At 71.9% G+C, this 26138-nt stretch carries 22 protein-coding genes; 8 read left to right on the forward strand and 14 right to left on the reverse strand.

Features of this window, described 5'->3' with window-relative positions; all coding sequences use genetic code 11:
- Positions 1–17 precede the first annotated feature (17 nt).
- Positions 18–2645, reverse strand: a complete 2628-nt coding sequence (locus tag V5E28_RS11335; RefSeq protein ID WP_336206591.1) for a CHAT domain-containing protein — start codon at positions 2643–2645, stop codon at positions 18–20.
- Positions 2646–2748: 103 nt separating this feature from the next.
- On the opposite strand from V5E28_RS11335, the gene V5E28_RS11340 reads away from it, so the two are divergent.
- The 3 genes from V5E28_RS11340 (at position 2749) to V5E28_RS11350 (ending at position 5395) form a co-directional block, all read left to right on the forward strand.
- Positions 2749–3996 (forward strand): S8 family peptidase, encoded by a 1248-nt coding sequence (locus V5E28_RS11340; protein WP_336206593.1) that lies wholly within the window; start codon positions 2749–2751, stop codon positions 3994–3996.
- Positions 3997–4338: 342 nt separating this feature from the next.
- Entirely contained in the window at positions 4339–4959 is a 621-nt protein-coding gene (locus V5E28_RS11345) for an RNA polymerase sigma factor (protein WP_336206595.1), read from the forward strand.
- The gene (locus V5E28_RS11350; RefSeq protein ID WP_336206597.1) at positions 4937–5395 is read left to right on the forward strand and encodes a hypothetical protein; all 459 of its coding nucleotides are present in this window, start codon (positions 4937–4939) and stop codon (positions 5393–5395) included. The genes V5E28_RS11345 and V5E28_RS11350 overlap by 23 nt, the downstream gene beginning before the upstream one ends.
- A gap of 11 nt (positions 5396–5406) precedes the next feature.
- Here the strand turns inward: V5E28_RS11350 and V5E28_RS11355 are convergent, their stop codons facing one another.
- Positions 5407–6219, reverse strand: coding sequence for an NAD(P)H-binding protein (locus V5E28_RS11355; protein ID WP_336206598.1), 813 nt, complete (start codon positions 6217–6219; stop codon positions 5407–5409).
- A 115-nt stretch (positions 6220–6334) separates the two neighbouring features.
- Here V5E28_RS11355 and V5E28_RS11360 point away from each other — a divergent pair, with 115 nt between their 5' ends.
- Together V5E28_RS11360 and V5E28_RS11365 are read left to right on the forward strand one after the other, a co-directional pair.
- Positions 6335–7261 (forward strand): AraC family transcriptional regulator, encoded by a 927-nt coding sequence (locus V5E28_RS11360; RefSeq protein ID WP_336206600.1) that lies wholly within the window; start codon positions 6335–6337, stop codon positions 7259–7261.
- A 65-nt stretch (positions 7262–7326) separates the two neighbouring features.
- Positions 7327–8235: a S1C family serine protease gene (locus V5E28_RS11365; RefSeq protein ID WP_336206603.1), complete on the forward strand. Its 909-nt coding sequence runs from the start codon at positions 7327–7329 to the stop codon at positions 8233–8235.
- On the opposite strand, the gene V5E28_RS11370 is transcribed toward V5E28_RS11365, so the two are convergent.
- From V5E28_RS11370 to V5E28_RS11380, 3 genes are all read right to left on the reverse strand, one after another.
- Positions 8195–9577 (reverse strand): glycosyltransferase family 4 protein, encoded by a 1383-nt coding sequence (locus tag V5E28_RS11370; RefSeq protein WP_336206605.1) that lies wholly within the window; start codon positions 9575–9577, stop codon positions 8195–8197. The two genes, V5E28_RS11365 and V5E28_RS11370, sit on opposite strands and share 41 nt — an antisense overlap.
- A 157-nt stretch (positions 9578–9734) precedes the next feature.
- Positions 9735–13028, reverse strand: coding sequence for a S41 family peptidase (locus tag V5E28_RS11375; RefSeq protein WP_336206606.1), 3294 nt, complete (start codon positions 13026–13028; stop codon positions 9735–9737).
- A 454-nt stretch (positions 13029–13482) separates the two neighbouring features.
- Entirely contained in the window at positions 13483–14709 is a 1227-nt protein-coding gene (locus tag V5E28_RS11380; RefSeq protein ID WP_336206608.1) for a glycosyltransferase, read from the reverse strand.
- 87 nt (positions 14710–14796) lie between these two features.
- On the opposite strand from V5E28_RS11380, the gene V5E28_RS11385 reads away from it, so the two are divergent.
- Positions 14797–15399 (forward strand): TetR/AcrR family transcriptional regulator, encoded by a 603-nt coding sequence (locus tag V5E28_RS11385; protein ID WP_336206609.1) that lies wholly within the window; start codon positions 14797–14799, stop codon positions 15397–15399.
- Between the two features lie 538 nt (positions 15400–15937).
- Here the strand turns inward: V5E28_RS11385 and V5E28_RS11390 are convergent.
- Positions 15938–16969: an Rv2578c family radical SAM protein gene (locus V5E28_RS11390; protein WP_336206611.1), complete on the reverse strand. Its 1032-nt coding sequence runs from the start codon at positions 16967–16969 to the stop codon at positions 15938–15940.
- A gap of 133 nt (positions 16970–17102) precedes the next feature.
- Between V5E28_RS11390 and V5E28_RS11395 the strand changes: the two genes are divergently transcribed.
- Positions 17103–17384 carry a DUF3040 domain-containing protein gene (locus V5E28_RS11395; RefSeq protein WP_336206613.1) on the forward strand — a complete coding sequence of 94 codons (282 nt, stop codon included), beginning with the start codon at positions 17103–17105 and terminating at the stop codon, positions 17382–17384.
- A 235-nt stretch (positions 17385–17619) separates the two neighbouring features.
- On the opposite strand, the gene V5E28_RS11400 is transcribed toward V5E28_RS11395, so the two are convergent.
- The 8 genes from V5E28_RS11400 to V5E28_RS11435 all read right to left on the reverse strand — a co-directional run bounded on the left by V5E28_RS11400 (position 17620) and on the right by V5E28_RS11435 (position 25409).
- A complete protein-coding gene (locus V5E28_RS11400) occupies positions 17620–18087 on the reverse strand; it encodes an OsmC family protein (protein WP_336206615.1) in 468 nt (155 codons plus the stop codon).
- A gap of 266 nt (positions 18088–18353) precedes the next feature.
- Complete coding sequence (locus V5E28_RS11405; protein WP_336206617.1) at positions 18354–18998, reverse strand: GntR family transcriptional regulator; 645 nt, start codon at positions 18996–18998, stop codon at positions 18354–18356.
- A gap of 340 nt (positions 18999–19338) precedes the next feature.
- On the reverse strand, positions 19339–19710 hold the full coding sequence (locus V5E28_RS11410; RefSeq protein WP_336206618.1) for a hypothetical protein: 372 nt from the start codon (positions 19708–19710) through the stop codon (positions 19339–19341).
- A gap of 54 nt (positions 19711–19764) precedes the next feature.
- Complete coding sequence (locus V5E28_RS11415) at positions 19765–21387, reverse strand: penicillin-binding transpeptidase domain-containing protein (RefSeq protein ID WP_336206620.1); 1623 nt, start codon at positions 21385–21387, stop codon at positions 19765–19767.
- A gap of 30 nt (positions 21388–21417) precedes the next feature.
- On the reverse strand, positions 21418–22110 hold the full coding sequence (locus tag V5E28_RS11420; RefSeq protein ID WP_336206622.1) for a lysophospholipid acyltransferase family protein: 693 nt from the start codon (positions 22108–22110) through the stop codon (positions 21418–21420).
- Positions 22111–22327: 217 nt separating this feature from the next.
- Complete coding sequence (locus tag V5E28_RS11425; RefSeq protein WP_336206624.1) at positions 22328–22924, reverse strand: NUDIX hydrolase; 597 nt, start codon at positions 22922–22924, stop codon at positions 22328–22330.
- Between the two features lie 80 nt (positions 22925–23004).
- Positions 23005–23328, reverse strand: coding sequence for a hypothetical protein (locus tag V5E28_RS11430; protein WP_336206626.1), 324 nt, complete (start codon positions 23326–23328; stop codon positions 23005–23007).
- Positions 23329–23387: 59 nt separating this feature from the next.
- Positions 23388–25409, reverse strand: a complete 2022-nt coding sequence (locus V5E28_RS11435; RefSeq protein WP_336206629.1) for a HelD family protein — start codon at positions 25407–25409, stop codon at positions 23388–23390.
- A 61-nt stretch (positions 25410–25470) separates the two neighbouring features.
- Between V5E28_RS11435 and V5E28_RS11440 the strand changes: the two genes are divergently transcribed.
- Entirely contained in the window at positions 25471–26070 is a 600-nt protein-coding gene (locus V5E28_RS11440) for a TetR family transcriptional regulator (RefSeq protein WP_336206631.1), read from the forward strand.
- Positions 26071–26138: the final 68 nt, after the last annotated feature.

Below are 26138 nucleotides of genomic sequence, written 5' to 3' on the forward strand. Positions count from 1 at the left end.
TGTGTTCCGGTTGGTGGTCATCCGGCACCGAGGCAGACGAACGCCAGGCCGGTGGCGGTGGCGACAGGGTCGCCGGCGGTGTCGAGACGGGCGTCACGCAGGGCGGTGGCGAGGCCTGCGCCGGTGCGGAGCCTCCGGTGCAGGGCGATCATGAGGGGGACGGCGGCGACGTCGTTGACGAGTACCACGCTGGCGGCGATGGCGGTGGTGCCTAGCTGGATGAGGGAGCTGGCCAGGCCGAGGAGTTCGTCGGCGCCGGTGGGGGCGGTCAGGCCGGAGTCGCAGCTTGACAGGATGACCTGGCCGGGGGCGCGATTGAGCCGTTCGAGGTCGTACACGGTGAGGGGGCCGTCGTCGACACGCAGGGCGGAGAACAGGGGGCTGTCGGCGCGGAAGGTGCCGTGTGCGGCGATGTGCACGAGGCGGGCACCGTCCATGGCGCGCAGGACGCGGCCGACGGTGGCGGAGCCTTCGCCGAGCACGATCGGCGCCGGGTATTCGGTGGTGACGTCACGTATTTCGGCTCCTTGCGAGGCGAGGCCGGGGCCGCGGACGAGGACGACGCGGCCGTGCCCGGGGGTGCCGGTGTGGCGGGCGCGTAGCCAGGATCTGGCCGAGGGGGCGACGCTGAGGGGGCGGTGGCGCAGCGAGGGGAGCAGCGCCCAGGGGACGGCGTGCAGGCGGCCAGGCGGAACGATGGTGACGTCCCGGTCGCCGAGGTGGTGGACGGCGTCGCCGAGCAGGGCCTGCTCGAGGGTGTGGCCGAGGCTTTCGAGCTGCGTGAGGAGTTCGGCGGGCGTCAGGGCGGAGCGGCCGTGTGCGAGCCGGCTGAGGGTGAAGCGGGCGAGGTCGATGTGGCGGGCTGCCTGTTCGGTGCGTCCCGCGGGGTAACGGCGGATGGCGCCGGAGCCGCAGACGATGACGTGCAGGTGCCCGTCGACGTCGACGAGTTCGAGCAGGCGGCCGTCGGCGAGTTCGTCGAGGAGGGCGTCGACGTCGCAGCCGGGGGTGGCCGCGGCGTCGTGGCCGTGGGCGTGCAGGGCTCTGGAGCGGGCGGCGCGTTCCAGGCGGCGCTGTTCGGCGGACAGGTGCGCGGTGGGCAGGCCGCCGGCGCGCGCCTGGGCGAGGTTGCTGGTGACGGCGCGGATGGCGGCGAGTTCGGCCTGGAGGCGTTCGTCGTCGGGCGGGCGGACGGCGGGGACGGCCAGGGCGGTGGCGCGCCAGCGTTCGCTCCAGGACAGCAGGAGCCGGGGTCGGTCGAGGCGCAGGGCGTGGCGCTGGCCGAGTGCGGCGAGTTCGGCGCCGTGCGCGCTGGCTTGGGCGCGCAGCTCGCTGGAGCCGAGGGTGGCGCGGTGCTGGTCGAGGACCTGCAGGCCGCGGCGGCAGGCGCGCATGAGCCGGGCGGGGTCGTGAGCGGCTTCGGCGCGCAGTGCCTCGGCGAGCCAGGCGACGGCGCGGGAGAGCGCCGGGCCGCGGCGGCGGCCGCGGGCGGCGGTGGCCAGGTGGCCGGCGGCGAGCGCGCTGTCGCCGAGGGCGAGGGCGAGGCGCCCGGCGATGAGGTGGGCGAGCGGCAGGTCGGGGGAGGAGAGGGTGGCGAGTTCACGGGCGCACTGTTCGGCTTGGCGGAGCAGGCGGGTGCCCGTGGTCCCGGCGGCGAGCTGGGCGCGTACTTCGACGAGGCGGGCGTGTGCGCGCCACCAGTGGCGGTGCTGCCGGTCGAACAGGTCGGCGGCCTGGGTGGCGTGGTCCAGCGCGTCGCCGGGCCGTCCGGCGGCCAGGGCGCAGTTGGCGGCGGTGAGCAGGAGTTCGGCCTTCTTCGTGGGCTGGCCGTGGATGCGTTCGAGCTGTGTGACGGCGGTGTGGGCCTCGTCGAGGGCGTCCTGTGGGAGGCCTGCGGCGAGCAGGGCCGCGCAGCGTTCGATGCTGAGCCGGGGGTCGGGGGTGCCGAGCTTGTCGAACCGTTCGGCGGCCTGGTCGAAGCAGAGCAGAGCGGCGGGCAGGTCGCCGATGCGCAGGGCGAGGACGCCGCGGTGGACGATGGCGTCGGCTGATTCGAGTTCCTGGCCGGTGGTGTTGAAGAGGTCTTCGGCGCGGGCCAGGTCGGTGGCGGCCCTGGCGATGGAGCCGAGCGCGAGATTGCAGGTGGCGCGTTCGGTGCGGGCGCGGGCTTCCCAGATGGGATCGTCCGCGGCGCGCAGGGCGGTGATGGCGTTGTTGAGGTCCGCCAGGGCGTCGTGATGGTGGCCGAGGGTGAGCAGGACACCGCCTCTGCGCAGCAGGATGCGGCCGTTGAGCTGCCCGGCCGACTGCCGGACCGCGGCGTCGAGGGCGTTGCGGCCGGCGGTGGTGCGGCCGGCGAACGCGAGCGCGACACCGAGGGTGGCCTGTACGTCGGCTTCGCGTTCTGCGGAGCCGGATCGGCGGGCCAGGCGGCGGGCGGTCCGAAGTTCCTGTACGGCGGCGTCGATGTCGCCGAACTCGCGCAGGACGATGCCGACGGCTTGGCGGGCGACGGAGGCGGCTAGGGGAGGCGGGTTGCCCGACAGCAGGTCGCGCGCCCTTTCGAGGGCTTCGTGGGGGCGCGACAGAGCGAGGGGGAGCAGCTCCGCCGTGGTCGTCGGGAGGGGTTCGGGGTCCGCCGGCATGTTCTGAGCGTTGACGATCGGCTGTAGCGCTCGCAACCCCGTGTCGATATAGGGATGGGGAAGCAGCCTGATCCGAGTCAGCGACGCCTGGGAGAGGCACTACATGGACGCGGTGTTCGACGCTCAGTTCCGGATCATCAAGGACGCCTTCGCGGCGCGCAGAGTGCGGGTGGAGGCGGCCTACACTCCCGCGGGCGAGGTCGACTACCTGTATGAGGTGGGCCGCCTGCTGACGCTGGACCGGGGCGAGAACATGGATCGGATCCAGGGGGCGCTGCCGGGGGTGCGCCGGATGGAGGACCGGGGCCGGGGGGACCTGGTGGTCCTGTCGCTGGACGATGTGGCGGGCGGTGCGATGACGGTGCCGGAGGCGCTGGAGGTCATCGACAGGCGCGAACCCCGGCGGGCGGACGAGGAGCGGGAGCGGCTGCCGGTGGCCTCGCCGGTGCACGTGATGCACATCAGCCGGTTGTGCCCGGGGACCGAGCCGGAGGTCCCGGCAGGGGCGCCGGATCAGCCGTGGCCGCCGCCATGCCCGGCCGGGGAGGTGGTCCGGGCGGTGCGGATCGGCGTGAGCGACACGGGCTGGCTGGGGCTGGATCCGCTCGTCCATCCGTGGCTGAGCGACGTGGGCGGGGATCTGGAGACGCTGGATCCGCCTTCGCCGATCAGCGGGCTGCCGCGGATCCCGCCGTTCGCCGGGCACGGCACCTTCGTGGCCGGGGTGGCGAAGTGCATGGCGCCGTCGGCCTCGGTGGCGATCGTCGACCACTTCTCGGCGTCGGGCGCGGAGCTGGAAGACGTGATGATCGCCAAGCTGGAGGCCCTGGTCGCCCGGAGTCCCGCGCCGGACGTGGTGAACCTGTCGGCGGGCACCTACACGCGCGAGAACTGGTCGTCGCTCGGCTTCGAATCGTTCCAGCAGGCGCATCCGGACGTGGTGCTGGTGGCGGCGGCGGGGAACGACGCGACGGACCGGCCGTTCTATCCGGCGGCCTACGACTGGGCGGTGTCTGTGGGGGCGCTCGGCCCGGATCAGGCGCATCGGGCGTGGTTCAGCAACTACGGCGACTGGGTGCAGGTGTACGCGCTGGGCGAGGGGCACGTCAACGCCTATGCCAGCGGCGAGTACACCTACCGGGAGCCGCCGAAGATGCCTGCGGTGCAGAACTTCTCCGGGATGGCCCGGTGGGATGGGACGTCGTTCGCGGCGCCGCTGGTGGCGGGGCTGATCGCGGCGCGGATGGCGCAGACGGGAGAGTCGGCCCAGGACGCGAAGGCGGCCGTGCTGGCCTCGGCGCAGGAGGTCGCCGGGGTGGGCAGGGTGCTGTTCCCGTGCGGGCAGGCGTGAGCCGGCCGTTGGAGCGGCGACGGGCTACCGGACGCGGGGCCCCCGTGCCCGCGCCCGTGCGCCCGGTAGGCCACCCCGGGTGATTACCTACGCCTTTAGGAGTGCGGCGGCCCGAGTTTGATACACGTGACGTTCGTCAGGTGCGGCCGGTGAGGTATCAACGCGCGGTCCGGCCGCTCCGTCAGGGTGACCGCCGTTGCCGAGCAGTGAAGAGACGACATGGCCCGGACCTCGCCTGTTCTTCCGTGCTCAAGCCGTCCGATGAAGCGTCACGCCTGGACGCACCGCGCATCTGCGTTCACCCTTGCTGGGTGGGTCGTGCCGGGAAGGGAGCACACGGACATGCGAGACGATCCATCGGTCGTCGCTTTGGTGGTACGGGCGAGGGGCGGTGACAAGGACGCATGGGACGAGATCGTCGAGCGTTACGCGTCGCTGGTCTGGTCGATCTGCAAGGCGTTCCGGCTCAGCCGGGCCGATGCCGACGACGTGGGCCAGTCGGTGTGGCTGTCGCTGGTGGAGCAGCTGCCGCGGTTGCGTGAGCCGGCGGCGCTGCCGGGGTGGCTGGCGACGGCGACCAGGCGTGAGTGTCTGAGGTGGGCCCACCGGGCCGAGCGCCAGCAGCGGCTGAGCCTGCAGGTGGACGCCGATGTGCTGGTGGATGCCGGGGCGCCGGCGCTGGATCAGGAGTTGATCGACACGGAGCGGAACGCGGCGTTGATCGCGGGGTTCCGGCAGTTGGACGAACGTTGCCAGGAGTTGCTGTCGATGCTGATGCGCCAGCCTCCGGTGCCGTACACGGACATCAGCGCGAAGCTGTCGATGGCGGTCGGCGCGATCGGGCCGACGCGGGCGCGGTGCCTGGCCAAGTTGCGCCGGTCCCCGGCGGTGGCCGCCTTGATCAGGTCCGAACGGGAGACCCAGGAAGGAGGCGAGCGGCATGGCCACGCCGTGGTGGAGTGACGACGATCGGTTCCTGGCCGCTGTGACGCAGGCGCGCAGGGCGGCCGAGGAGGTGCCGGAGGAGTTCGTGGCGGCCGGTAAGGCGATGTTCTGCTGGCATGACATCGACGCGGAGCTGGCGGCTTTGACGTACGACTCGGCGGTGGAGTCGGCGGCGGCGACGAGGAGCGCGGAGCACGCGCCGTTGCGGGCGCTGATCTTCGCGACGGGGGAGTTGACGATCGAGCTGGAGGTGGGGCATGAGGCGCTGCTGGGACAGGTGGTGCCTGCCCGGGCGGGGACGGCTTACACGCACCTGGTGACGGGTGACGTGGTCATGTCGGTGATCGACGAGTCGGGGTGTTTCGTGTTCCGGCCGGCGCCGGCGCAGGCGTTCCGGCTGCAGTGCCGTCCCGCCAGCGGCAGCAACGTGGTGACGGACTGGATCGCGCTGTAGGGGGCGCGCGGTCAGCCGGCCTCTTCGGCGCGGAAGGCGCCGGCGTGCTCCGCCGCCCAGGAGCCGAACGTACGTGCCGGGTCCGCGGTGACCTGCTGCACGGTGGTGGTGACCGGCGCCGGGCCGGTGGTCATCTCGCTCTGGGCACGCAGGATGCCGTCGACGGCCTCGGGTGGCCAGCCCCGGGCGAGCATCTGCCGCCGGGCGTCCTGCGGGGAGGTCTCCTCCCAGCGCACCGGGCGGCCGACCGCCTCGCCGATGATGCGGGCCTGTTCGGCCTGGGTCAGCGAGTGCGGCCCGGTCAGCTCGTAGACGGCGCCGGCGTGGCCGGGCCGGGTCAGCGCCCGCACCGCGACCGCGGCGATGTCCCGCTCGTGGACGAGGGACATGGCGGCCAAGCCGTACGGTTCACGTACCAGCCCCGACGCGCGGATCTGCTCGGCCCAGCGCAGGGTGTTGGCCGCGAAGGCGTGCGGGCGCAGGATCGTCCATTCGAGCCCGGACCGTTCGATCAGCCGCTCGGCCCGCCGTTCGTGGTCACGCACGGCCGCCGACGACAGGTAGACCACCCGGCGGGCGCTCTCGGCCGCCACCGCCAGCACCGCCTCCAGTCCCTCGGCCGAGGCGAACGGCCACACCAGGAACACGGCCTCGACACCCTCGACGGCGGTACGCAGGGAATCAGGTCTGGACAGGTCGCCGCGCACGCCCCCGACAGGGCTCCGGGTCAGGGCGCGCACCTCGGCGCCGGCTTCCAGCAGTTGCGCCGTCACCTGGCGGCCGACCGTCCCCGTCGCTCCGGTGACCAGAACTCGTCGCGGCATCCGCTGACTCCCTTCGTAGGTTCCACTGCTGGTCAACCGTAGGGATGGCGCGGAGGAAGACCCATGCTCCATGGCCTGGGATTCATACGCGATCGTCTCGCGTTAGGTTCTCCGCATGGATGTGCTCAGCGATGTGATCGCCCTCGTGCGCTCCGGACAGGCCCGCTCGGCGCGCGTCGCCTGGCATGGGTCCTGGGGGCAGCGCTTCCCCTCTGCGCCCGGTTCGGCAGGCTTTCAGGTGATCTTGGAGGGGTCTTGCTGGCTCATCCCGCCCTCCGGTGATCCCGTCGCGCTCGGAGCCGGTGATGTGGTCTTCTTCCCGCACGGTCACGGTTACGCCCTCGCCGACGATCCGTCAGTGCCGCCGGCCGAGGCCCTCTGCGACCCGCTGGAGGACGCCGAGCTGTTCGTCTCCGACTCCAGAGGGCGAGACGGGCCGGTCACGGTGACCCTGTGCGGCGGTTACCGGCTCGACCTCCGTCACGCCCACCCGCTGTTGCGCGACCTGCCCGAGGTGATCCATCTGCCGGTCCGGCCCGGTCATCACCCCGAACTCCGCGCCGCCGTCGGCCTGCTCGGCGACGAGGTCGGCAACCCGCGCCCGGGGGCGGACACCCTCGTGCCCGCCCTGCTCGACATGCTGCTGCTCTACATCCTGCGCGCCTGCTTCGCGCAGGCGGCCACTCCGGCCAAGGCCACCGGCTGGGCGGCGGCGATCGCCGACCCCGCTGTCGGCGCCGCGCTGCACGCCATCCACCGTGACCCGGCCCACCCCTGGACCGTCCAGGCGCTCGCCGTCCAGGCCGGCCTGTCCCGGGCGGCCTTCGCTGGCCGCTTCACGGCCCTGGCAGGCCGGCCGCCCATGACGTACCTGACCTGGTGGCGCCTGACCGTCGCGGCCGGCCTGCTGCGCGATTCCGACGCGCCGCTCAGCGAGGTGGCCGCCCGCATCGGCTACCTGTCCGAGTTCGCCTTCGCGAGCGCCTTCAAACGCGAGTACGGCATCGCGCCCGGCAAATACCGTCACTCCCTCCGGGCTTGAGCAATTCTTGACTTGGTGGGTAATGATGTAAGCGGAACACTGGCCGTGCTGGGGAGGCTGTGACCGTGGACTCCTACTCGCAGATCGTCTCCTCCGTCGCGGCCGAGCTGCAGCCGAAGGTCGCCAGTGTGCGGGCCGGCCGGGGCAGCGGGTCGGCCGTGGTGTTCACCGCCGACGGGTTCCTGCTGACGAACGCGCACGTGGTCGGATCCTCCAGGTCGGGCACGGTGGCGTTCGCCGACGGCACGTCCGGTGGGTTCACGGTGGTCGGCCGGGACCCGCTGTCCGATCTGGCGGTGATCAGGGCGCAGGTGCCGACGCCCGAGCCGGCGGTGCTCGGCGACAGCGACGAGCTCGTCGTGGGCCAGCTCGTGGTGGCGGTCGGCAATCCGCTGGGGCTGACCGGGTCCGTGACGGCCGGGGTGGTGTCGGGGCTGGGCCGGTCGCTGCCCGCCCGCAGCGGCTCCGCCGTACGGCTGATCGAGGACGTGATCCAGACCGACGCGGCGCTGAACCCGGGCAACTCCGGCGGCGCGCTGGCGGACTCGCGGGCACGGGTGGTCGGGGTCAACACGGCGGTGGCCGGGGTGGGGGTGGGCCTGGCCGTGCCGGTGAACGGCACGACCCGGGCCATCATCGCGGCGCTGATCAGGGACGGCCGGGTGCGGCGGGCGTTCCTGGGGCTGGTCACCTCGCCCGCGCCGCTGGCCGAGCCGCTGCGGCTGCGTACCGGGCAGGGCAGCGCGCTGCGGGTGGTGGAGGTGATTCCCGGCTCGCCCGCGGGGCGGGCCGGGCTTCGGGCGGGCGACCTGGTGCTGAGCGCGGGCCGCACCCCGGTGGACGACGCGCAGAGTCTGCAGCGGCTGATGTTCGCCGACGCGATCGGGCGGCCGCTGCCGATCACGGTCTATCGCAACGGCGCGCTGGTCGACGTCATCGCGGAGCCGGTGGAGTTAACGGGGTCGGAGGTCTGACCCAGGCGTCCCCGATGACCAGAGCGTCTCCGGTGGCGGGAGTGCCGCTCGAGTCCGCGGCGTCCTCGCCGGCGGGGGCCGCCTCGACGACGCGAGGGCGCGTGCGGCGGGTGAGCAGGTCGTCGATCAGGGTGTCCCAGCGGGCGCCGATGGTGGCGATGTCGTAGGTGCGAGCGGTGTCCAGCGCTCCGGCGGCCAGGCGTCGCCGCAGCGGCTCTTCCTCGATGACCCGCAGGATGGCCGCGGCCAGGTTGGCGTTGGTGCGCGGCTTGACGAGCAGCCCGTCGACCTCGTCGGTGATCATCTCCTTGGGGCCGTGCGGGCTGTTGAAGCTGACGATGGCCAGTCCCTTGGCCATGGCCTCCAGGATGGTCATGGGGAAGCCCTCGTGGCGGGAGCTGAGCACGTAGATGGAGGACTTCTCCAGCTCGGCGCCGACGTCGGAGGTCGGCCCCGGCAGCATGACCTTGCCTTCGAGGCCGGCCTCGGCGATCTGGGCGCGCAGGTTCTCCTCCTGGGGGCCGGCGCCGAAGATGCGCAGCGTCCAGTCGGGATGGGCCTCGGCCACCTGCTGCCAGGCGGTGATGAGCCGGTGGAAGCCCTTGATGCGGGTCATCCTGCCGACGGCGATGGCGGTCTTGGCGTCGAGCTTGGCCGCCTCGCCGCCCATGGGCGGCACCGCGTTGGGGATGCGGACCAGCTTCCTGGGCTTCTTGGTCAGGGCCTCGCGGTAGTCGCGCAGGTCGGCCTTGGTGAGGGTGACCAGGGCGTCCAGGCGGCGGTAACGCCACTTGATCAGCTCCTGGATCGGCTCCGGCTGCGTGCGCAGGGCGACGTGTTCCTGGCCGATGGTGATGACGCTCGGCAGCGCGAGCTGGGCCGCCGCCAGGTTGAGGCCGGGGCGGGTGGCGATGAGGACGCCGCTGTCCATGGAGCGGATGAAGCGGGCCAGCTTCAGGTCGGTCCACAGGTTGAAGCGGTGGTAGGCCGACTCCTCCTTGGGGATGAGCCTGCTGGGTAACTTCGACAGCATCGCCCGCACCGGATCGGGGCCGGGGTTGAGCCGGTCGTCCAGATAGCGGAACCGCACCCGCGGGTCGATCGGGAAGAACGGCTGCTCGGCCTCCTTGAGGATGCTGACGATCTCCACATCGTGCCGGTCGGCGAGATGGCCCGCCAGGTTGAACACGGTCCTGATCGTGCCGCCCATGCCGTTGGCGTGCAGCAGCAGGATCTTCACCTGCCGGGTGGAAGGCGGCGGCGCCTGCCGCGCCTTGCGCCGGTTGTAGCCCCGGTAGAGCCGGACCACCGCTGACTTGCCCTTACGCGCCAGTGCCCGCACCTGAAAGATCCCCCTGCCGTCCGACGAATGACCATGACAAGCAGCCGGTGGCGAGAAGGCCTCTCACCACCGGCGTGCTGTGGAGCTTCGAGTGGCGTGCGCCGTCCATCCCCGTGGCGCTTTCCACTCCTATGATCTTTAGACGCCTCAAGGGTGCCTAAGGTTGCATGCGCGGTCTATGCGAATGATCAGGAGTGTGTACGGGTATGTCCGCCAGCAGGCCGAGCGCCACGTCGATGGCCTTCTCCAGCTGGGTGTCCACCCCCGCGGCGTAGTCCTGCGGGGTGATGTCGACCTCGATGTCGGGGTCGGTGCCGTAGTTCTCCACCTGCCAGCCGACGTCGTCGAAGGCGAAGGAGAACTCCGGCTGCGTGGTCACCGTGCCGTCCGCCAGCCGGTGCCGCGGCCAGATCCCGATCACGCCGCCCCAGGTGCGCCTGCCCACCAGCGGGCCCAGCTTCAGCACCTTGAAGGTGTGGCTGAAGATGTCGCCGTCGGACCCCGCCCACTCGTTCGTGATCGCCACCAGCGGCCCGCGCGGCGACTCCGGCGGGTACGGCTCCGCGGCGCCCCAGCGCGGGTAGTCGTAGCCGAGCCGGCGGCGGGCCAGCTTCTCCAGCAGCAGCGCCGAGACATTGCCGCCGCCGTTGAACCGCACGTCCACGATCAGCGCGTGCCGGTCGTACTCGGCCAGGAAACCCCGATGGAACTCGGCGAACCCGTCGGTGCCCATGTCCGGCACGTGCAGGTAGCCGATCCGGCCCGCCGAACGCTGGTGGCACTGGGCGCGGTTGAGGTTCACCCAGTCGCGGTAGCGGCCCGGCCGCTCGTCGGCGATCGCCCGCACCGTGACGGCGAAGACGCGCTCGCCGCGCCGCAGCGTCAGCTCCACCTCCTCCTCCGCCTGGTTCACCAGCCGCTCGTTCGGAGTGGCCGAGGCGCCGATCGGCGCGCCGTTGATCGCCAGCACCGCGTCGCCCGGCCGCACGTCCAGGCCCAGCCGGTTCATCGGCGAGGTCGCGCGCGGATCCCACGGATCGCCGCGGACGATCGCGCCGATGTGGTAGACGCCGTCGCGATGGTCCCAGTCGACGCCGAGCTTGCCCTGGCTGTAGTCGGGGCCGGGCCGGTACTCGCCGCCGCTCTCGTAGGCGTGGCTGGTGGCCAGCTCGCCGTGCAGCTCCCACAGCAGGTCGGAGAACTCGCCGCGGGTGGTGACCCGCTCCACCAGCGGCCGGTAGCGGTCGTACACGGCGGGCCAGTCGACCCCCGACATGTCCTCGGTCCAGAAATGCTCCAGCTGCAGCCGCCACGCCTCGCGGAACATCTGCCGCCACTCCGCCTCCGGGCACACCGACACCTTGACCCGCGACAGGTCGATCCAGCCGCTCTCACGGCCCGGCGCGTCCTCGTCACCCGGCGGCTCGTCGGCCTTCACCACGCGCAGCCGGGCGCCCGCGCGGTAGAGCAGCGTCCTGCCGTCACGGCCGAGCTCGAAATCGGTGACCCCCTCGGCGAAGGTGTCGTTGGCGGCCTTGTCGAAGTCGAACAGATGCAGGGTGCTGTCGCCCTCCAACGGGCTGGCCAGGATGAGCGCCTTGCCCTTCAGCCCGGCGACCCGCTCGTAGCGCCCCTCCGGCAAGGGGAAGGCGGTGATGCGGCGGGTCAGCCCGTCCACGTCCACGCGCACCGGCTCCGGCCCGCCGTCCTCACCGTCCTGATCACCGTCGTCGTCCTTGTCGTCGTCCTTGTCGTGCAGGGGCCGCGGCCGGGCCACGAACGGGTCGGGCACGTCGGCGCGCAGCGCGACGGCGTACGGCCGGGTGCCGAGCGGGAAGCACAGGTCGAACTGGAGCTGGTCGTAGGCGGGGGAGAAGACGCGCTGGCCGATGAAGTACAGGTAGCGGCCCTGCGGGTCGAAGGCCGGCCGGGAGTCCCGCAGGAGCGGCTCGGTGGCGGCCAGGCTGCGGCCGGTCTCCGGGTGGTGGAGTTTGATGGCGGTGCTCTGGGAGTTCAGCGGGCTGGCGTAGGCGAGCCACTGCCCGTCGCGTGACCAGGCGGGGTCCTCCGGCGCGCCGTACGGGTTGGCCTCCACGAGTACGGACCGGCGGGTGGACAGGTCGACGAGGTGCAGCTCGTGGCGGTGGTTGGTGACGGCGACGCGATCGTGGGCGGGGTCGGGCACCATGGAGACGATGCGTCCCAGCCGCGCCACCTGCTCCACCTTGCCGACAGCCTCCTCCCCGAGACCGTCATCCCTGGGAGCGTCCTGCGTGGGGCCGTCATCCCCGGGGCCGTGGGGTACGAGGCCGTCATCCCTGGGACCGTCATCTCCTGGGCTGTCACTCCCTGGGCTGTCAGTCCGTGGACTGTCATCCCCCGAGGCCGGCGTCCGGCAGCCGTGCAGGATGACCAGCGACTCCTCGTCGTCGTCGCCCGCGGCCGCGGCGATCAGGCGGCGGCCGTCGTTCAGCCAGGTGAGCAGGCGGTAGCGGACCCCGTCGGGCGCGCCGTACTGGCGGACCGGCCCCTCCCAGCCCGCCATGCCGTACGCCTTACCGCGGGCGGTGACGGCCAGCGCGCTGCCGTCGGGGCTGAGCGTGGCGCCCTCGAGGTAGTCGTCGGCGTCGACGAACCTGCGGTTGCGCTGCGTCCGCGAGCTGGCCAGCCGGACCTCCAGCCTGCGCGGCTCCTCGCCGGGATCCAGCAGGTAGAGGTCGGCGCCGGCGTGGTAGACCAGCCGGTGGCCGTCGCCGGACAGGTTGCGCGCGTAGTAGTCGTCGTGATGGGTGTGCTTGCGCAGGTCGCCGCCGTCGGGCGTGCACGAGTAGACGTTGCCGACGCCCTCGTGGTCGGACAGGAAGCACACGCGGCCGCCGCTCCAGCAGGGCGAGGCCAGGTTGCCGGGGAGCCGGACGAGCCGCCGGAACTCGCCGCCGCCCTCCCGGTCGATCCACAGGTCGCCGACCGTGCCGCCCCGATACCGCTTCCATCGCGCCGGGTCGGCCGTGTTGCGTCCCAGTACGATCATGCCGTCGGGGCCGTGGGCGATCGAGTTCGCGGGCCCGTACGGCAGCCGCTCCGGCACGCCTCCGGGCTCCACCCGGTGCAGCCACTTGCGCCCCTCGAACGGCTGCGACTGGTCGCTCGCGTACAGGATGCGCCCGCTGGGATCCCAGCCGGTGACGGTGCAGCGCGCCCCGTGGAACGTCACCCGCCGGGCGGCACCCCCGTCGGCCGGCATCACGTACACCTCTTCGGGCCCTTCGTCGCGCCCGACGAAGGCGAGCTGGTCGCCGCGGGGCGAGATGCGTGGATAGCCGGCCTCGGCGACCCCCGCCGTCAGCCGGAACGCACGCCCACCCTGCGCGGACACCATCCACAGATCGTCCTCGGCGGCGAACACCACGACATCCCGGAACACGGCGGGAAAGCGCAGGTAACCCGACATTTGGGCCCTCCACGGTCGATCAGACAGCCGGGGGGCAGGCCCTCGGCTGTCTGATCATTTCACCCGATTACGCCTCTTCGGGCTTCGTGGCGTCCTTCTTGCTGTCCTTGGCCTGCCTGCTGGACTTGATGGCCTGCTTCTTCGCCTTGCCGGACTTCGCGCCGGGTTTCTTCTTCGTCTCGGCCATGGTGTTTCCCCCCTGTACGGACATGTGAGCCGGATTGGCGCACCAATGCCCTTAATACCCATCTGTCACCAAAAGATGACATAGCGTCATCTGAGTGCGTGACAGCAGCCGGAAGTCGCCCTTCCCGTGGGCTCGGACAGGGCTGCCGTGCGCCAAGCGGGGGCACTTCCTTCTGGTGCCGTTCGAGCCCCCTGTCGTTCGTGTCCGGTGCCAGCGGACCCAGAGCCAGTGGACCCAGAGCCGGTGGACCCAGAGCCGGCTGCCACTTCACTGACCGGCGAGAACTCTGCTCACCGCCCGGGCCGCGGCCCCTACGCCGTCCTCCGCCGCGAGGTGGTGCGCGAGCTCGCCGGCCCTGAGGCGATAGGCGGGCTCGTCGACGGCGGCCTTGAGCGCGTCGGCCAGCCGTTCGGCGGTCAGGTGGCGCAGCGGGATCGCGTCGGGCCCCACGCCGAGCGCCGCCAGCCGTGACGCCCACAGTGGCTGGTCGGCCATCGCGGGCAGGCCCACGGCGGGCACCCCGGCGCGCAGTCCCGCCGCGGTCGTGCCGCACCCGGCGTGGTGCGCCACTGCGGCCACGCGCCGGAACAGCCAGTCGTGCGGCACGTCGCCCACCCCGAGCACGTCGTCGCCCGAGGGCCCTGCCAGGCCGGTCTGAAGCACGCCGCGCAGCTTCGCCCGGCGCAACGCGGTTACGGCCAGGTCCGTGAAGCGCTCGGCGCGGCTGCCTCCCAGGCTGCCCAGGCCGATGAACACCGGCGGCGGCCCCGACTCCAGAAAGTCGCCCAGCTGCGTGGAAGGCTGCCAGGATCGGGGCGCGGGCCACCAGTATCCGGTCACCTCCAGCCCCGCGCGCCAGTCGGACGGCCGCGGGAGCACCAGTGGGCTGAAGCCGTGCAGAACCGGCCAGCGTGTGGCCTCCCGGCGGCGATACACGGCCGACGAGCTCATCGGCGCCAGGCCGAGCGCCGCCCGCAGTCGTTTCGCGGATCCGGCGTGGGCGGGTGACGGCATGGCGAACGCCAGCCGGGCCGACGCACGGTTGCCCCACCGGCCGAGCGAGCGGGTGAAGGCGCCCACGACCGGGGGGAAGTCGCCGGTCGGCTCGATCGGCTGCAGGTGCACTCCCATGCTCGGAATCCCCATGGCCTCGGCCACGTGATAGCCGGCGGAGGCGGGCACGTTGAGGAGCAGGATGTCGGCGCCCTGGCCGACCGCCCCCACGATGCCGTCGGTGAGCTGCCTGCTGTAGTCGGCGAACATCCTGGCCTTGTCCGCCATGGAGACCCGGGGGCCGCCCTTGCCGGCGGGCAGCAGCGGCAGAGGATCTCCCGGGATGTCCCGGAACTCCAGTCCCGCGTCACTCACCAGGGCGGCGTAAGGTTCGTGGGCGGCGATCGCCACCTCGTGCCCGTCGGCGAGCAGGCGCACGCCCAGGCCCGTGTAGGGAGCGACGTCACCGCGCGTGCCCACCCCGATGATCAACACGCGCATGTCGGCTGCCCCCGTCCGGTTACAATGCACTCGCATGGTAAAACGGCGCCGTGCCGTGTTGCAATGCACTCGCATGGAGAAAAGGAAATGCCGAAGATCGTCGACCATGAGGCACGGCGGCGCCACATCGCCGAGGCCGTGCACCGCCTCATCGACGCGAAGGGGATGGACGGCGTCAGCCTCCGCGAGGTCGCGTCGGAAGCCGGGGTGTCCATGGGCATGGTGCAGCACTACTTCGCCACCAAGGACGAGATGCTCCTGCTGGCCCTGCAGCATCTGAATACGCGCATCAGCATCCGGGTGGCCGCGGCTCCGGACCAGGACTCCCCTCGGGCTCTGCTGCGGACCGGGATCCTGGAGCTGCTGCCGCTGGATGACAACCGCCGCTTCGAGGCTCGCGTCGGCACGGCCTTCCTCGCCAGGTCGGTCGTCCTGGACCCGCTCGCGAGCCTGCTGGCGGGCCTGCTGCGTACGGGATTGCCGTACGTGCTGGCGTTCTATGCCGACCAGATCAGGGCCGCACAGACCGCCGGCCAGATCCCCGCGAGGCTCGACCCGCTACAGGAGGCGACCATCCTGTTCGCCTTCGCTCAGGGAATGGTGAACCCTGCCCTGATCGGCCACTACGCCCCGGACGAGGTGGTTGCGGCGGTCGACTACCACCTCGACCGCCTGTTCGCGCCCGTCTGATTCGACGCCTGCGAGTGACCGCGGGGGCGGACTTCTGCTTCTGGCGTGGAGACCTGACCCAAGCGGGTCCTGACGAAATGATCTAGGCCCGCCGTCGCCGCGAGGATCATCTACTGGCGACATCTCGTCCGCTGATCTAGCGTGACCGGCTATGGTCAGGGCCTGGTGGGTGCTCGGCGTCCTCATTGTGGTGAGCGGCGCTGCCCTCGGGTTCTTCTTCCCCAACCCCTGGGGCTGGGACGGTCACAGCTCGCTGGCGTGCGGAAGCGCCTTTCTCGGCGATGGCTACCAACCGAGTGACCCCCGGTGCCCAACTCGTAGGCTGCTGTCCGGGAGCCTCGCATGCGTCCTCATCGTCCGGCGGCGGCGAGGCTGGAGGCGTTCGGGCCGGTGGTGAACGCCTCCTGCGCCGCCTTCAGCAGTTCGCCCGCGAGGCGGTGGGGCAGGTCGCCCGCGAGGCGGTGGGGCAGTTCGCCCGCGATGGCGGTGGGCAGGTCGCTCGCGAGGCGGTGGGCAGATCATCCGTCGCGGCGGCCGGTCAGAGCAGGGTGAGCTGCTCCGGCGCTTTCTCATCGGGAATGGGCGGGGGTGGAAGCCGGCGGGCCATGGCCGGGGTCGCCCGGCCGACGCCGTGGCGTGCGGCCAGGTCCTTGACCTGCGCGGCGATGCGGTGCTGGTAGGGCTTGGGGGCGTAGGCGCCCCTGCCGTAGAGCTCCAGGTAGCGCGGCACGAGCCGCGGGTGCTCGCGGGAGAGCCACGCCAGCCACCACTCGCGCGCCCCCGGCCGCAGGTGCAGCACGATGGGGGCGATGTGGGTGGCGCCCGCCTGGGCGATCTCCCGCACGGTGCGATCGAGCTGGGCGGGCGAGTCGGTGAGGTAGGGGAGGATGGGCGCCATCAGCACGCCGCAGGCGATGCCGTTGTCGTTGAGGGTGGCGCAGGTCTCCAGCCGTCGGCGAGGGTCGGGGGTGCCGGGCTCGACCGAGCGCCACACGTCCTGGTCGACGAAGCCCACCGACACGGCGGCGCCCACCTCGGCGCGGTCGGCCGCCTCGGTGAGCAGGTCGAGGTCGCGCAGGATCAGCGTGCCCTTGGTGAGGATCGAGAACGGGTTGGCCGCGTCACGCAGCGCCGACAGGATGCCGCGCATGAGCTTGTAGCGGCCCTCGGCGCGCTGGTAGCAGTCGACGTTGGTGCCCATGGCCACGTGGCGCCCGCCCCAGCCCGGCGCGGCCAGCTCTCTGCGGGCCAGCTCCGCCGCGTTGACCTTGACGACGATTTTGGAGTCGAAGTCCGCCCCCGCGTCCAGGTCAAGATATTCGTGAGTTTTCCTGGCGAAGCAGTAGACGCAGCGGTGGCCGCAGCCGCGGTAGGGATTGATCGTGAATTCGAACGGCACCCGGCTGGCGGCCGGGACCCGGTTGATGATCGATCGAGCCTGGATCTCGTAGAAGGTCATCCCCTGGAACCCAGGAGTGTCGAACGTGCGGGTGACCGCGCCGCGGGCGAACAGCGGCACGGCCGGATCGTCCCGGCCGGAGTCGGCCAGACGCAGGTTGTCCCAGCGCATGCCATGATTAGAACAAAGGTTCGACGTTGATCGCAAACCAAAACACGTGGCAATTACATGGTCAGCATGGGGCTAATGATCTTCAGGGTTGGGCAGGAAACCGGCACAGAGCTTGCGTTCCGGAGGTGCACCCATGGCCTGGTCGCAGGATGAGGAGCGGATGCTGGCCCAGATTGAGCAGCACCTCGTCGACGACGATCCGAGACTCGTAGCCCGGCTCGAGTCGTTCAACGAGCGGGTGCGCCGCAGCGAGGCGAGATCCGGCGGCAGGCCCGCCGGTGTCCGCAAACCTCAGCGTTCGACGGTCATCATCCTGATCAGCTGGCTGCTCATCGCCACGCTGGTCGCCACACTTCTGATCATGGTTCTCCGCCACGAGACCGCTGCCGCCCTCGCGCTGGCCGCCGCCTTCTGACCCTTCGTCCCGGAGCTTTCGGTGCCGGGAGTCGCCCGCTGACGCCCACGTCCCGGCGAACGTGCCCGTTCGCCGCATGGGCCGTCACCGGGCACCTCGCCGATCACTTCGCGGATGGTGAGGGCTCGGTCGGCGTCAGCGCATTTTCCTGGCGGCTTCGAAACGGCGTCCGGAACAGCTCGGCGACGGCGAGCACCGGTTCGGTGCGCTGGTGCGGACGCGCGCGTCGGTGCTTTCAGGACGCCGTAACGGCCGGTTCGTGCCGTACGGGGAAGTTGACGGAGCTCGCGATGAAACACGCCTTGTGCGCGTCGGTGTGCAGGCGCGTGGCGGCATCCACCATGTCCGGCGACTCCACCGTGACCTGCGGGCGCAGCACCACCTCGGTGAAGTGGCCGCCGCCGGAGGTCTCGGCCATGGTGCCCACCGCGTGGTCGGCGTACGCGGTGATCACGACCCCCGCCTCGGCGCACAGGTGCAGGTACCACAGCATGTGGCACTGCGAGAGCGAGCCCACGAGCAACTGCTCGGGGTTCCATCGTGCGGGGTCGCCCCGGAAGGCCGGGTCGGAGCTGCCCGCGATGGCCGCGGGGCCGTCGGCGGTGAGGTCGTGGTCGCGGGCGTAGTCGCGGTATCCGCTGGTGCCGGTCCCACGGTTACCCGTCCAGGTCACGGTCGTGGGATAGGTGTGCAGGCGGGCCATGTCGGCCGTCCTCTCAGGTGATCGGGTACGGTGCCCGCCGCGCGTGAGCGAGACGAGCGCGGCGCGTGAACCATTGAGGTCGGAGGGAGGGCCCGGTGGTGCCTCCGCCTGCTCGGCGCGGGAGCGAGACGGAGCGTGGAATGGGCGGGGGCGGGCCCTGGCGAGTAAGCGGACGGGCGGGGAGGTGGGGCGTGGCAGGGAGTGGACGGGTGGGGAGGCGGGGTGTGGCAGGGAGCGGACGGGTAGGGAGATGGGCTTTGGCATGGTCACGCCCGTGGGGCCGTCTCTTGCGCTGTGGCGCGGGTGTCGAGGACGTGCAGGCGGGCGATCCGGCCCGCATCCTCCGCCCGGCCGTCGACGATCGCGGACAGAAGCTCGTCATGCTGCGCGGAGACGTGCGCGTGACGGACTGCCGGCTGGAGCGACCGTAGCGTGGAAACCTGGATCTGGTCCCAGACCCGGTCCAGCGTCCGCAGCGCGATCGCGTTGCCGGCCAGCTCGGCGATCCGCCGGTGGAAGCGGCGGTTGAGCCCGACCGCTTCCGCCAGGCGCCCCTCCCTCGTCACATCGGCGGTCACGATGGCGAGATCCCGCAGAGCGGCCAGATCTGCGGGCGCGATCCGGCCTGCTCGCTGACGGGTGGCAGCGGTCTCCGCGGTGAGCGCCTCGAGCGCGGCCCGCACCTGATAGGCGTCCTCCAGGTCGTCCGGATCGAGCGCGACCACGACGGCACCGCGGCCGGTCGTGCGCACCAGCCCGTCGGCGGCCAGTGCCCGCAGCGCCTCGCGCACCGGCGTCCTGCTCATCTCCAGCGTCGCCGCCGCGTCCACCTCGGTCAGCCGCACGCCTGGCGGGTACGTCCCGTCCAGGATCAGCTCCCGCAGGCGTCGATGCGCCACGTCGTTCTGCATGGAGCGATCGTATCCATTGCATGCAATGCATGCAAAGCGCTTTCAAGCTCACACAGTTGTCAGACAGTGGCAACTACACCGAGGCGTCCACCGCACCTCCCAACCATGGGAGTCGAGCCAGGTCCGGCCAACAGCCTCTCAGACGGCAAAGCAAGCGCACGTAACGGCGCCCAGCCCCGTGCGGGGTCAGAGGCCGTATTCCTGGAGGCCCCCAGCCACCAGCGGCGAGTGGGCGATCCTTGGCCGTGCCGTAAAAGACCTTGGAAAACCCCGGCTACAGGTGGCGCGGCAGGCTCATTGAGGGGGATGGTGGCGGAGGCCCGCCGGCGGTGGCGGACCGTTACGGGGCGTCCGGTGGAAGGGCGAACGGATCCTCGGGCGGGAAGCAGCCGTAATCCCGCAACGGTCTGGGGTCATCGAGCACGATGCGCTGGAGCTCGCCTGCCGGCGACAGGCCGTCGGCGCGGTCCGGGATGGGCAGGTCGGGGCGTGACCCGCAGCGGGCGGTCAACAGGTCCGGGGCGTCGGCCGCGAGCCGGCCGTCCCGGTCCAGCAGGACGTGTACCGCGTCATGGACATCGAGGACGTTCTCGGCGGCGCTCTCCTCGGTGGCGTCGGGGTAGAGCTCGAGGTACGCTCCGCGGGCCGCGGCCAGGAAGCGCTCCGGGTCGACGATCACCACGTCCCGGCGCGTCCGGACACTGATCGTCATGCCCGCCTCTGGGATCATTTGTCCGTCCACCGGCCGAGCGTACTCCGCGCCTCGTTACTCAGACCGGAAGTCGCCCAGCTCACGCAGGAAGTCGGCGCCGATGGGGGCGGCCACCTTGCCGCCTCCGCCGCCGCCTTCCACCACCACCGCGAAGGCCACGTCATCCTTGAACCCGATGAACCACGCGTGCGAGTCCAGCTTCGGCCCGGTCCCGTACTCGGCGGTGCCGGTCTTGCCGCGGGTGCCCGCCGGGAGGCCCGCGGCCTTGGCGGTGCCCTTGGTGACGACGGCGGACATCATCGCGTGCAGCTGGGGGACGACGTCGCTGGGCAGCTCCTGCTCGGTGGCCTTGTGGTCGTGGTCGGGCACAAGGGTGGGCGGGCGCCAGGTGCCGTCGGCGATGGCAGCGGCGACCGAGGCCATGGAGAGCGGGCTGGCGGTGATCCGGCCCTGGCCGAACGATTCGGCGGCGAGTTCGGCGTCGGACTCGGCCTTGGGGAAGCTGGCCTTGGTGGCGGGGACGCCGATGGTGAGCGGCTGGTTGAAGCCGACCGTCTCGGCGGTGCTCAGCAGCTTGTCGGCGCCCAGATGCTGCTTGGCCAGAGGGGCGAAGGTGGTGTTGCACGAGTGGGCGAAGGAGTCCTGGAACGACAGCGACCCGTATTCGGCCTTCTCGGAGTTGCGGATCTTGAGGCCGCCCACGGTGGCGTACTGGGGGCAGGTCACGGTCTGCTTGGGGGAGATCCCCTCGGCGAGCAGCCCGATGGCGGTGACCGCCTTGAAGGTGGAGCCAGGCGCGTAGCGGCCGTCCAGGGCGCGGTTGAAGCCACCGCGGTTGTTGACCACGGCCAGGATCTCGCCCTTGCTCGCCTTGATGGCGACCAGCGAGGTCGGCTTGTCGACGTCCTTGACGGCGGCGACGGCGGCGGCCTGGACGCGCGGGTCGAGGGTGGTGCGCAGGCTCTCGCCGTCCGTGCCCTCGATGGTCTCCAGGGTCTTGCCGCCGGCCTGGATCTCGGTGGTGGGCGTGCCCGCGAGCCGCTTCTGGAAGGTCTCCTGGAGCCCGCCGCGGCCGACGGCCTGCCCGACCTTGTAGGCGGTGCCGAGTTTCTGCACGTCCTTCTTGGTGGCCTTGTCGAGGTAGCCGACGAGCTGCTGCACGGAGCCGCCGACGGCGCCGCTGTCGATGCGGTCGCCCGAGGCGTCGGTGATCTCGGCCCGGTCGGGCCAGCCCGCCTTGAGCGCGAAGGGGGCGGCGGAGGTCAGGGACGGGTGCAGGGTCTTGGGGGTCCAGTCGACCTTCCAGTGGCGCTCGGCCACCTTGAGGTCGATGGCGCCCTCGTAGGTCCACTCGCCGAGGTTCTTCAGCCGATGGGTGGCGGTGTAGGGGACGGTGGCGCGGTCGTCGCCGGTCTCGGTGGGGCGGCCGAGCTTCACGGTGGTGGATTCGACGCCCAGGGCGGTGCGGAGCTGGTCGTAGGGCGTGAGCTGCTGGGGTGCGGCGAGCTCGGCGGTCATCCGGGCCTGGTCGCCTGACTGCCAGGCGGTGGCGAAGCGCTGCGCGGTCTCGGCGGGGGTGCCGCGGGTGTGCAGCACGTAGTAAGCGCCGCCGCCGGCGGCTCCCAGCGCCAGCACGGTGACGCCGGAGACGATCGCGATGGTTCTGCCACGCGGCACTGGGTCAGCCTCCTGCTCGTCGAGTGCGATTCACGCCACGCCGTTGGACGCTTTGTAGCTGGCGGCGTACGTGGGCACGTACTCCTGGCCGGACAGCCGCTGGATGGCGGCCATGATGTCGTCGGTGACCTGGCGGCGCTCGCGGGCCTTGGTGTGGTCGCCGGCGAACTTCAGCGGCTCGCCGATCGTGATGCCGATCTTGGCGGGGCGGGGCATCTTGGCGCCGACCGGCAGCACCTTCTCGGTGCCGCTGAGGGCGACGGGCAGCACGGGCGCGCCGGTCTTGAGCGCGAGCCAGGCGACGCCGATCTTGCCGCGGTAGAGGCGGCCGTCGGGGGAGCGGGTGCCTTCGGGGTGGATGCCGAACAGCTCGCCGCGCTCCAGCAGGTCCGCCGCCGCGTCCAGCATCGCCTGCGCGGCGTGGGCGCTCTCGCGGTCGGTGGGCAGGCTGCCGCCCAGGCGCATGAACCAGCTGGAGACCGGGTTGCCGGAGAAGTACTCGTTCTTGGCGGCGAAGGTGACGTGGCGTGGCAGCAGCGCGGGCAGCAGGAACGAGTCGAGCACCGACAGGTGGTTGGCGGCCAGGATCGCCGGGCCCGTCCTCGGCACGTGCGAGGCGCCGGAGATGTGCGGGCGGCACATCGCGTGAGCGATCGGTGCGGCGGCGAACTTGACCACTTGATACAGCAACGGGCTCTCCTGGACGATCGTCGGCTCGGCCACCCACCATAAAGCAGGCGCCCCGTCCTGGGACGGGGCGCCTGACACATGTTTAAGGCCGATGTGGCGGTCGCCTCCTCGGCGAGGTGCACAACACGGCTCCAGCCGAACGGTATTCCGTGAAGGCGGTAATTTGCGGCCCGGGGGACACAGACCACATCGGCCATTCGATGCTAACGGACATCCGGCGGGACGTATTCCACCTGGCCCAAAGATTCGGTCAGGTTCTGGTCCAGCGCGGCTGGGCCACGTCGAAGACCCGCAGCTCACGGCCACGCAGCGCGACCTCGGCGAACTGCCACAAAATCGCGCCCGTCGGCGCGTGGATCACGATCCGCGGCCCCAGCGGCATCTGCAGCAGCCCGCCGCGCCAGCGTGGCACCCCCGGCGCCAGGAACCGCTCCAGCGGCACCGCGTGCACCGAGGCCACCTCCCGGGGGTCGCCCACCGGCTCCTGCCTGCCGCTGAAGGCCACCACCGGCGTGATGACGAACCCCGAGTCGGTGACGAAGTCGTCGAGCAGCCCCGCAACGCGCACCCCGCGCACCGCGACCTCCTCGGCCAGCTCGCGCAGCGCCGCCTCGACGGGCTCCTCGCCGTCGTCAAGCCGCCCTCCCGGCAGCGCCCACTGGCCGGGGTTGCGGCCGCGCGGGGCGCGCTTGATGAGGATCGTGTACGGCGCCCGCTCGGCGTCCTCGAGCACGCACACGGTGACGGCGGCCCTGCGGATGCCGTCGGCGGGCGGCACCTGCCGGCGGTCGAAGGCGGCCAGGTTGGCGGTGATCAGATCGCGTAGCTCGTCGATCGGGGGCAGCACCCGCCCAGAATCTCATGGGCGCGCGTCGTGAACGACGAGACGCCCGCCGCGAGGTGCGCGGCGGGCGTCCCGGTGGAAGGTCAGGTCATCGACGTCACGACGATGTACCCGAGGACCATGCCGACGATCATCGTGACGCCGGCGGTGATCGCGGCCCACTTGCCCAGCGACTCGCCGCGGGTGTGGCCGACGATGCCCAGCACGATCCCGGCGATGCCGAACAGGATCGGGATGAACAGCAGGGCGATCGCCGCGCAGACGAACCCGATGATCGACAGGACAGGGGTGGACTGCGCCTTCGGTGGCTGCGGATAAGGCGGCTGGTAGGGGGGCTGCTGCTGCGACCACTGCCCTTCTTGGGTATGGCGGTCGTCGCCCGGGGGCGGGTCGTACGGGGAGGTCATGGTCTTGCTCTCCTCTCGAAACGCACCTGGCGGCGGCCCGTTCCTCAATGTGAGTGACATCACACACCGAAGTCCGCGGTCCTGTCGAGCGATACGGGCGTAGACGTCTCAGGCTGAGGCGGGAAGGAGAGCTGGGGCGGCAGCGCCCGGGCGTGCACCACGTCCAGCCGCGAGACCGCCCGGGTCAGCGCGACGTAGAGCCGGTTGAGGCCGCGCTCCTCCGCTTCGGCGATGGCGGCGGGCTCGCACACCACCACGTGGTCGTACTCCAGCCCCTTGGCGAGTGAGACGGGCAGCACGCCGAGCCGCTCGCCCAGGTCGAGCCCGGCGTCCCACAGCGCGGCCGTCAGGGTCTCCACGTGGGCGTCGGCCGCGATCACCCCGACCGACCCCTCGAACTCCAGCGCCTCCCGCGCCGCCGCCACCACGCCGTCCCGCAGCCGCGGGACGCCGATCAGGCGGACCCGCCCGTCGGTCCGGTGCGAGCGGGTGACGGGCACGTCCACCTCCAGTGCGGGCAGCAGCCGGCCGGCCAGCTCGGCCACCGCCCCCGGTACCCGGAAGCCCTCGGTCAGCGCGACCAGCCGGCTCTGCGGCTTGCCGAGCAGCTCCAGGCGTGGCGCCCAGGACCTGGCGGCCCACGGCGTGGTGCCCTGGGCCAGGTCGCCGAGCACGGTGATCGAGCCGTGCTCGCTGCGCCTGGCGACCGCCCGGCACTGCATCGGCGAGAGGTCCTGCGCCTCGTCCACGATGACGTGGCCGTAGCCGCGGGGCCGCTCCAGCAGCCCGGCGAGCTCGTCGAGCAGCACCAGGTCCGCCGCCGTCCAGCGGGCGCCGCCGGGGCCGCGCGGCGGCCGGGCCCAGGTGATGGCCCGGTGCTCGGCGGGTGTGAGCGCACCGGCGGGCGTGTGGCCGGCCAGCACCTCCAGCAGCACCTCCTGCGGCTGGACGGCGGGCCAGACGGCGTCCAGGAACGGCGTGACGGCCTTGCTCACCCCGCGCGTCCAGGCGGTGTTCACCGTCCGCCCGCGTGCCTCGGCCTGTCGCCGCACCAGCTCCACCACGCGGGCGCGGACCCGTTCACGGCCGGTCGTGTACGGCAGGGCGTCGCGGCGCGCGCCGTCGACGACGCGGCGCAGCTCGGCCTCGCCGACCCACCACCGGGCGGAGCCGTCGGCCACCACGACCGGCTCGGCCGGCTTGCGGACGCGCCCGTACAGCGCCTCGCGCAGCACGCCGGCCATCCGGACGTCGTGCTTGACGGCGGCGGCGGCGGGGCTGTCCTCGGCCCTGACCGGCACGGTCGCCAGGAGCTGCTCCAAGGTGGTCTGCTCGACGTCGACCTCGCCCAGCGCGGGCAGCACGGCCGAGATGTAGCCGAGGAAGGCCCGGTTGGGGCCGAGCACCAGCACGCCGTCGCGCCGCAGCCGCTGGCGGTGCGCGTACAGCAGATAGGCGGCTCTGTGCAGGCCGACGGCGGTCTTGCCGGTGCCGGGCGCGCCCTGCACGCAGATCGACTCCCCCAGTCCCGCCCGGACGAGCTCGTCCTGCTCGGGCTGGATGGTGGCGACGATGTCGCGCATCGGGCCGACGCGGGGCCGCTCGATCTCGGCGGCGAGCATGCGGCCGGTGGCGTCCTCTTCGCCGGCTCCGAGCCGTTCGTCCTCGAAGGACGTCAGGGTGCGGCCGGACCAGCCGAAGCGGCGGCGCACCGCCACCCCCTGCGGGTCGCGGCCGCCGGCGCGGTAGAAGGCGCGCGAGACGGGGGCGCGCCAGTCGATCACCAGGGGAGGGCCGCCGCGCTCGCCCCTGATGTGCCGCCTGCCGATGTGGTAGCTGCGCCCCCGGTGCTCGGCCGAGTCCTGCCCGAAGTCGAGCCGGCCGAAGAACGGCGGTCCCTCCGGCTCCTCGCTCAGCTCCTTGGCCAGGCTCTTGAGGTGGCGGCCGAGCCGCTCGGCGCTGTAACGGTCGCCGGCCACGCTCTCGCCGACGATGACGTTCTCGCGGGCGTCGTCGAGCATCCTGCGCAGTCCGGCGGCGCAGCGCTGTACGTGCAGCCTCTCCTCGTCGAGAGTGGCCATGGCACCTCCTGTTAACTCGGTCAAGAAGTTAACCAGGTTAACACTTTGCTAGGGTGTGCTCATGACAGGACTGCGACAGCTGCAGAGGCAGCGCGTGCGGGAGGCCATCTCCGCGGCGGCCATCAGGCTCTTCCTGGAGCGCGGCTTCGACGAGGTGCCGGTCACCGAGGTCGCCGCCGCCGCGCAGGTCTCCAAGCCGACGCTGTTCAAGTACTTCCCGACCAAGGAGGACCTCGTCCTGCACCGCATCGCCGACCACCAGGGCGAGCACGCCCGCGTGGTGCGGCAGCGCGAGCCCGGCCAGGCGCCCCTCGCCGCGCTGCGCCGCCACTTCGCCGCGGGCCTTGCCCGCCACGACCCCGTCACCGGCCTGAACGACCATCCGGAGGTGATGGCCTTTCACCGCATGGTGTTCGCCACGCCCAGCCTGGCCGCCCGGGTGTCCCACTACATGGCGCAGGACGAGCGCGCGCTGGCCGAGGCGTTGGCCGAGAGCTGCGACGAGCTGACCGCCGGCCTGCTGGCCGCCCAGGTGCTGGCCGTCCAGCGCGTCCTGGCCCGCCGCAACTGGGAGGCTCTCGCCGACGGCGTCCCTCTGGCCGACCTGGAGCCGGAAGCGCTCCGCGCCGCCGACCGCGCCTTCTCCCTCCTGCCCGCCTGATCCGGAACGGAGGTTCAGTCGCCGGGCGCGTGCGCACCGGCGAAGACGGCGAACTCATCCGCGTCCGC

The organism is Nonomuraea sp. LPB2021202275-12-8, from assembly GCF_037044575.1.
Taxonomy (GTDB): domain Bacteria; phylum Actinomycetota; class Actinomycetes; order Streptosporangiales; family Streptosporangiaceae; genus Nonomuraea.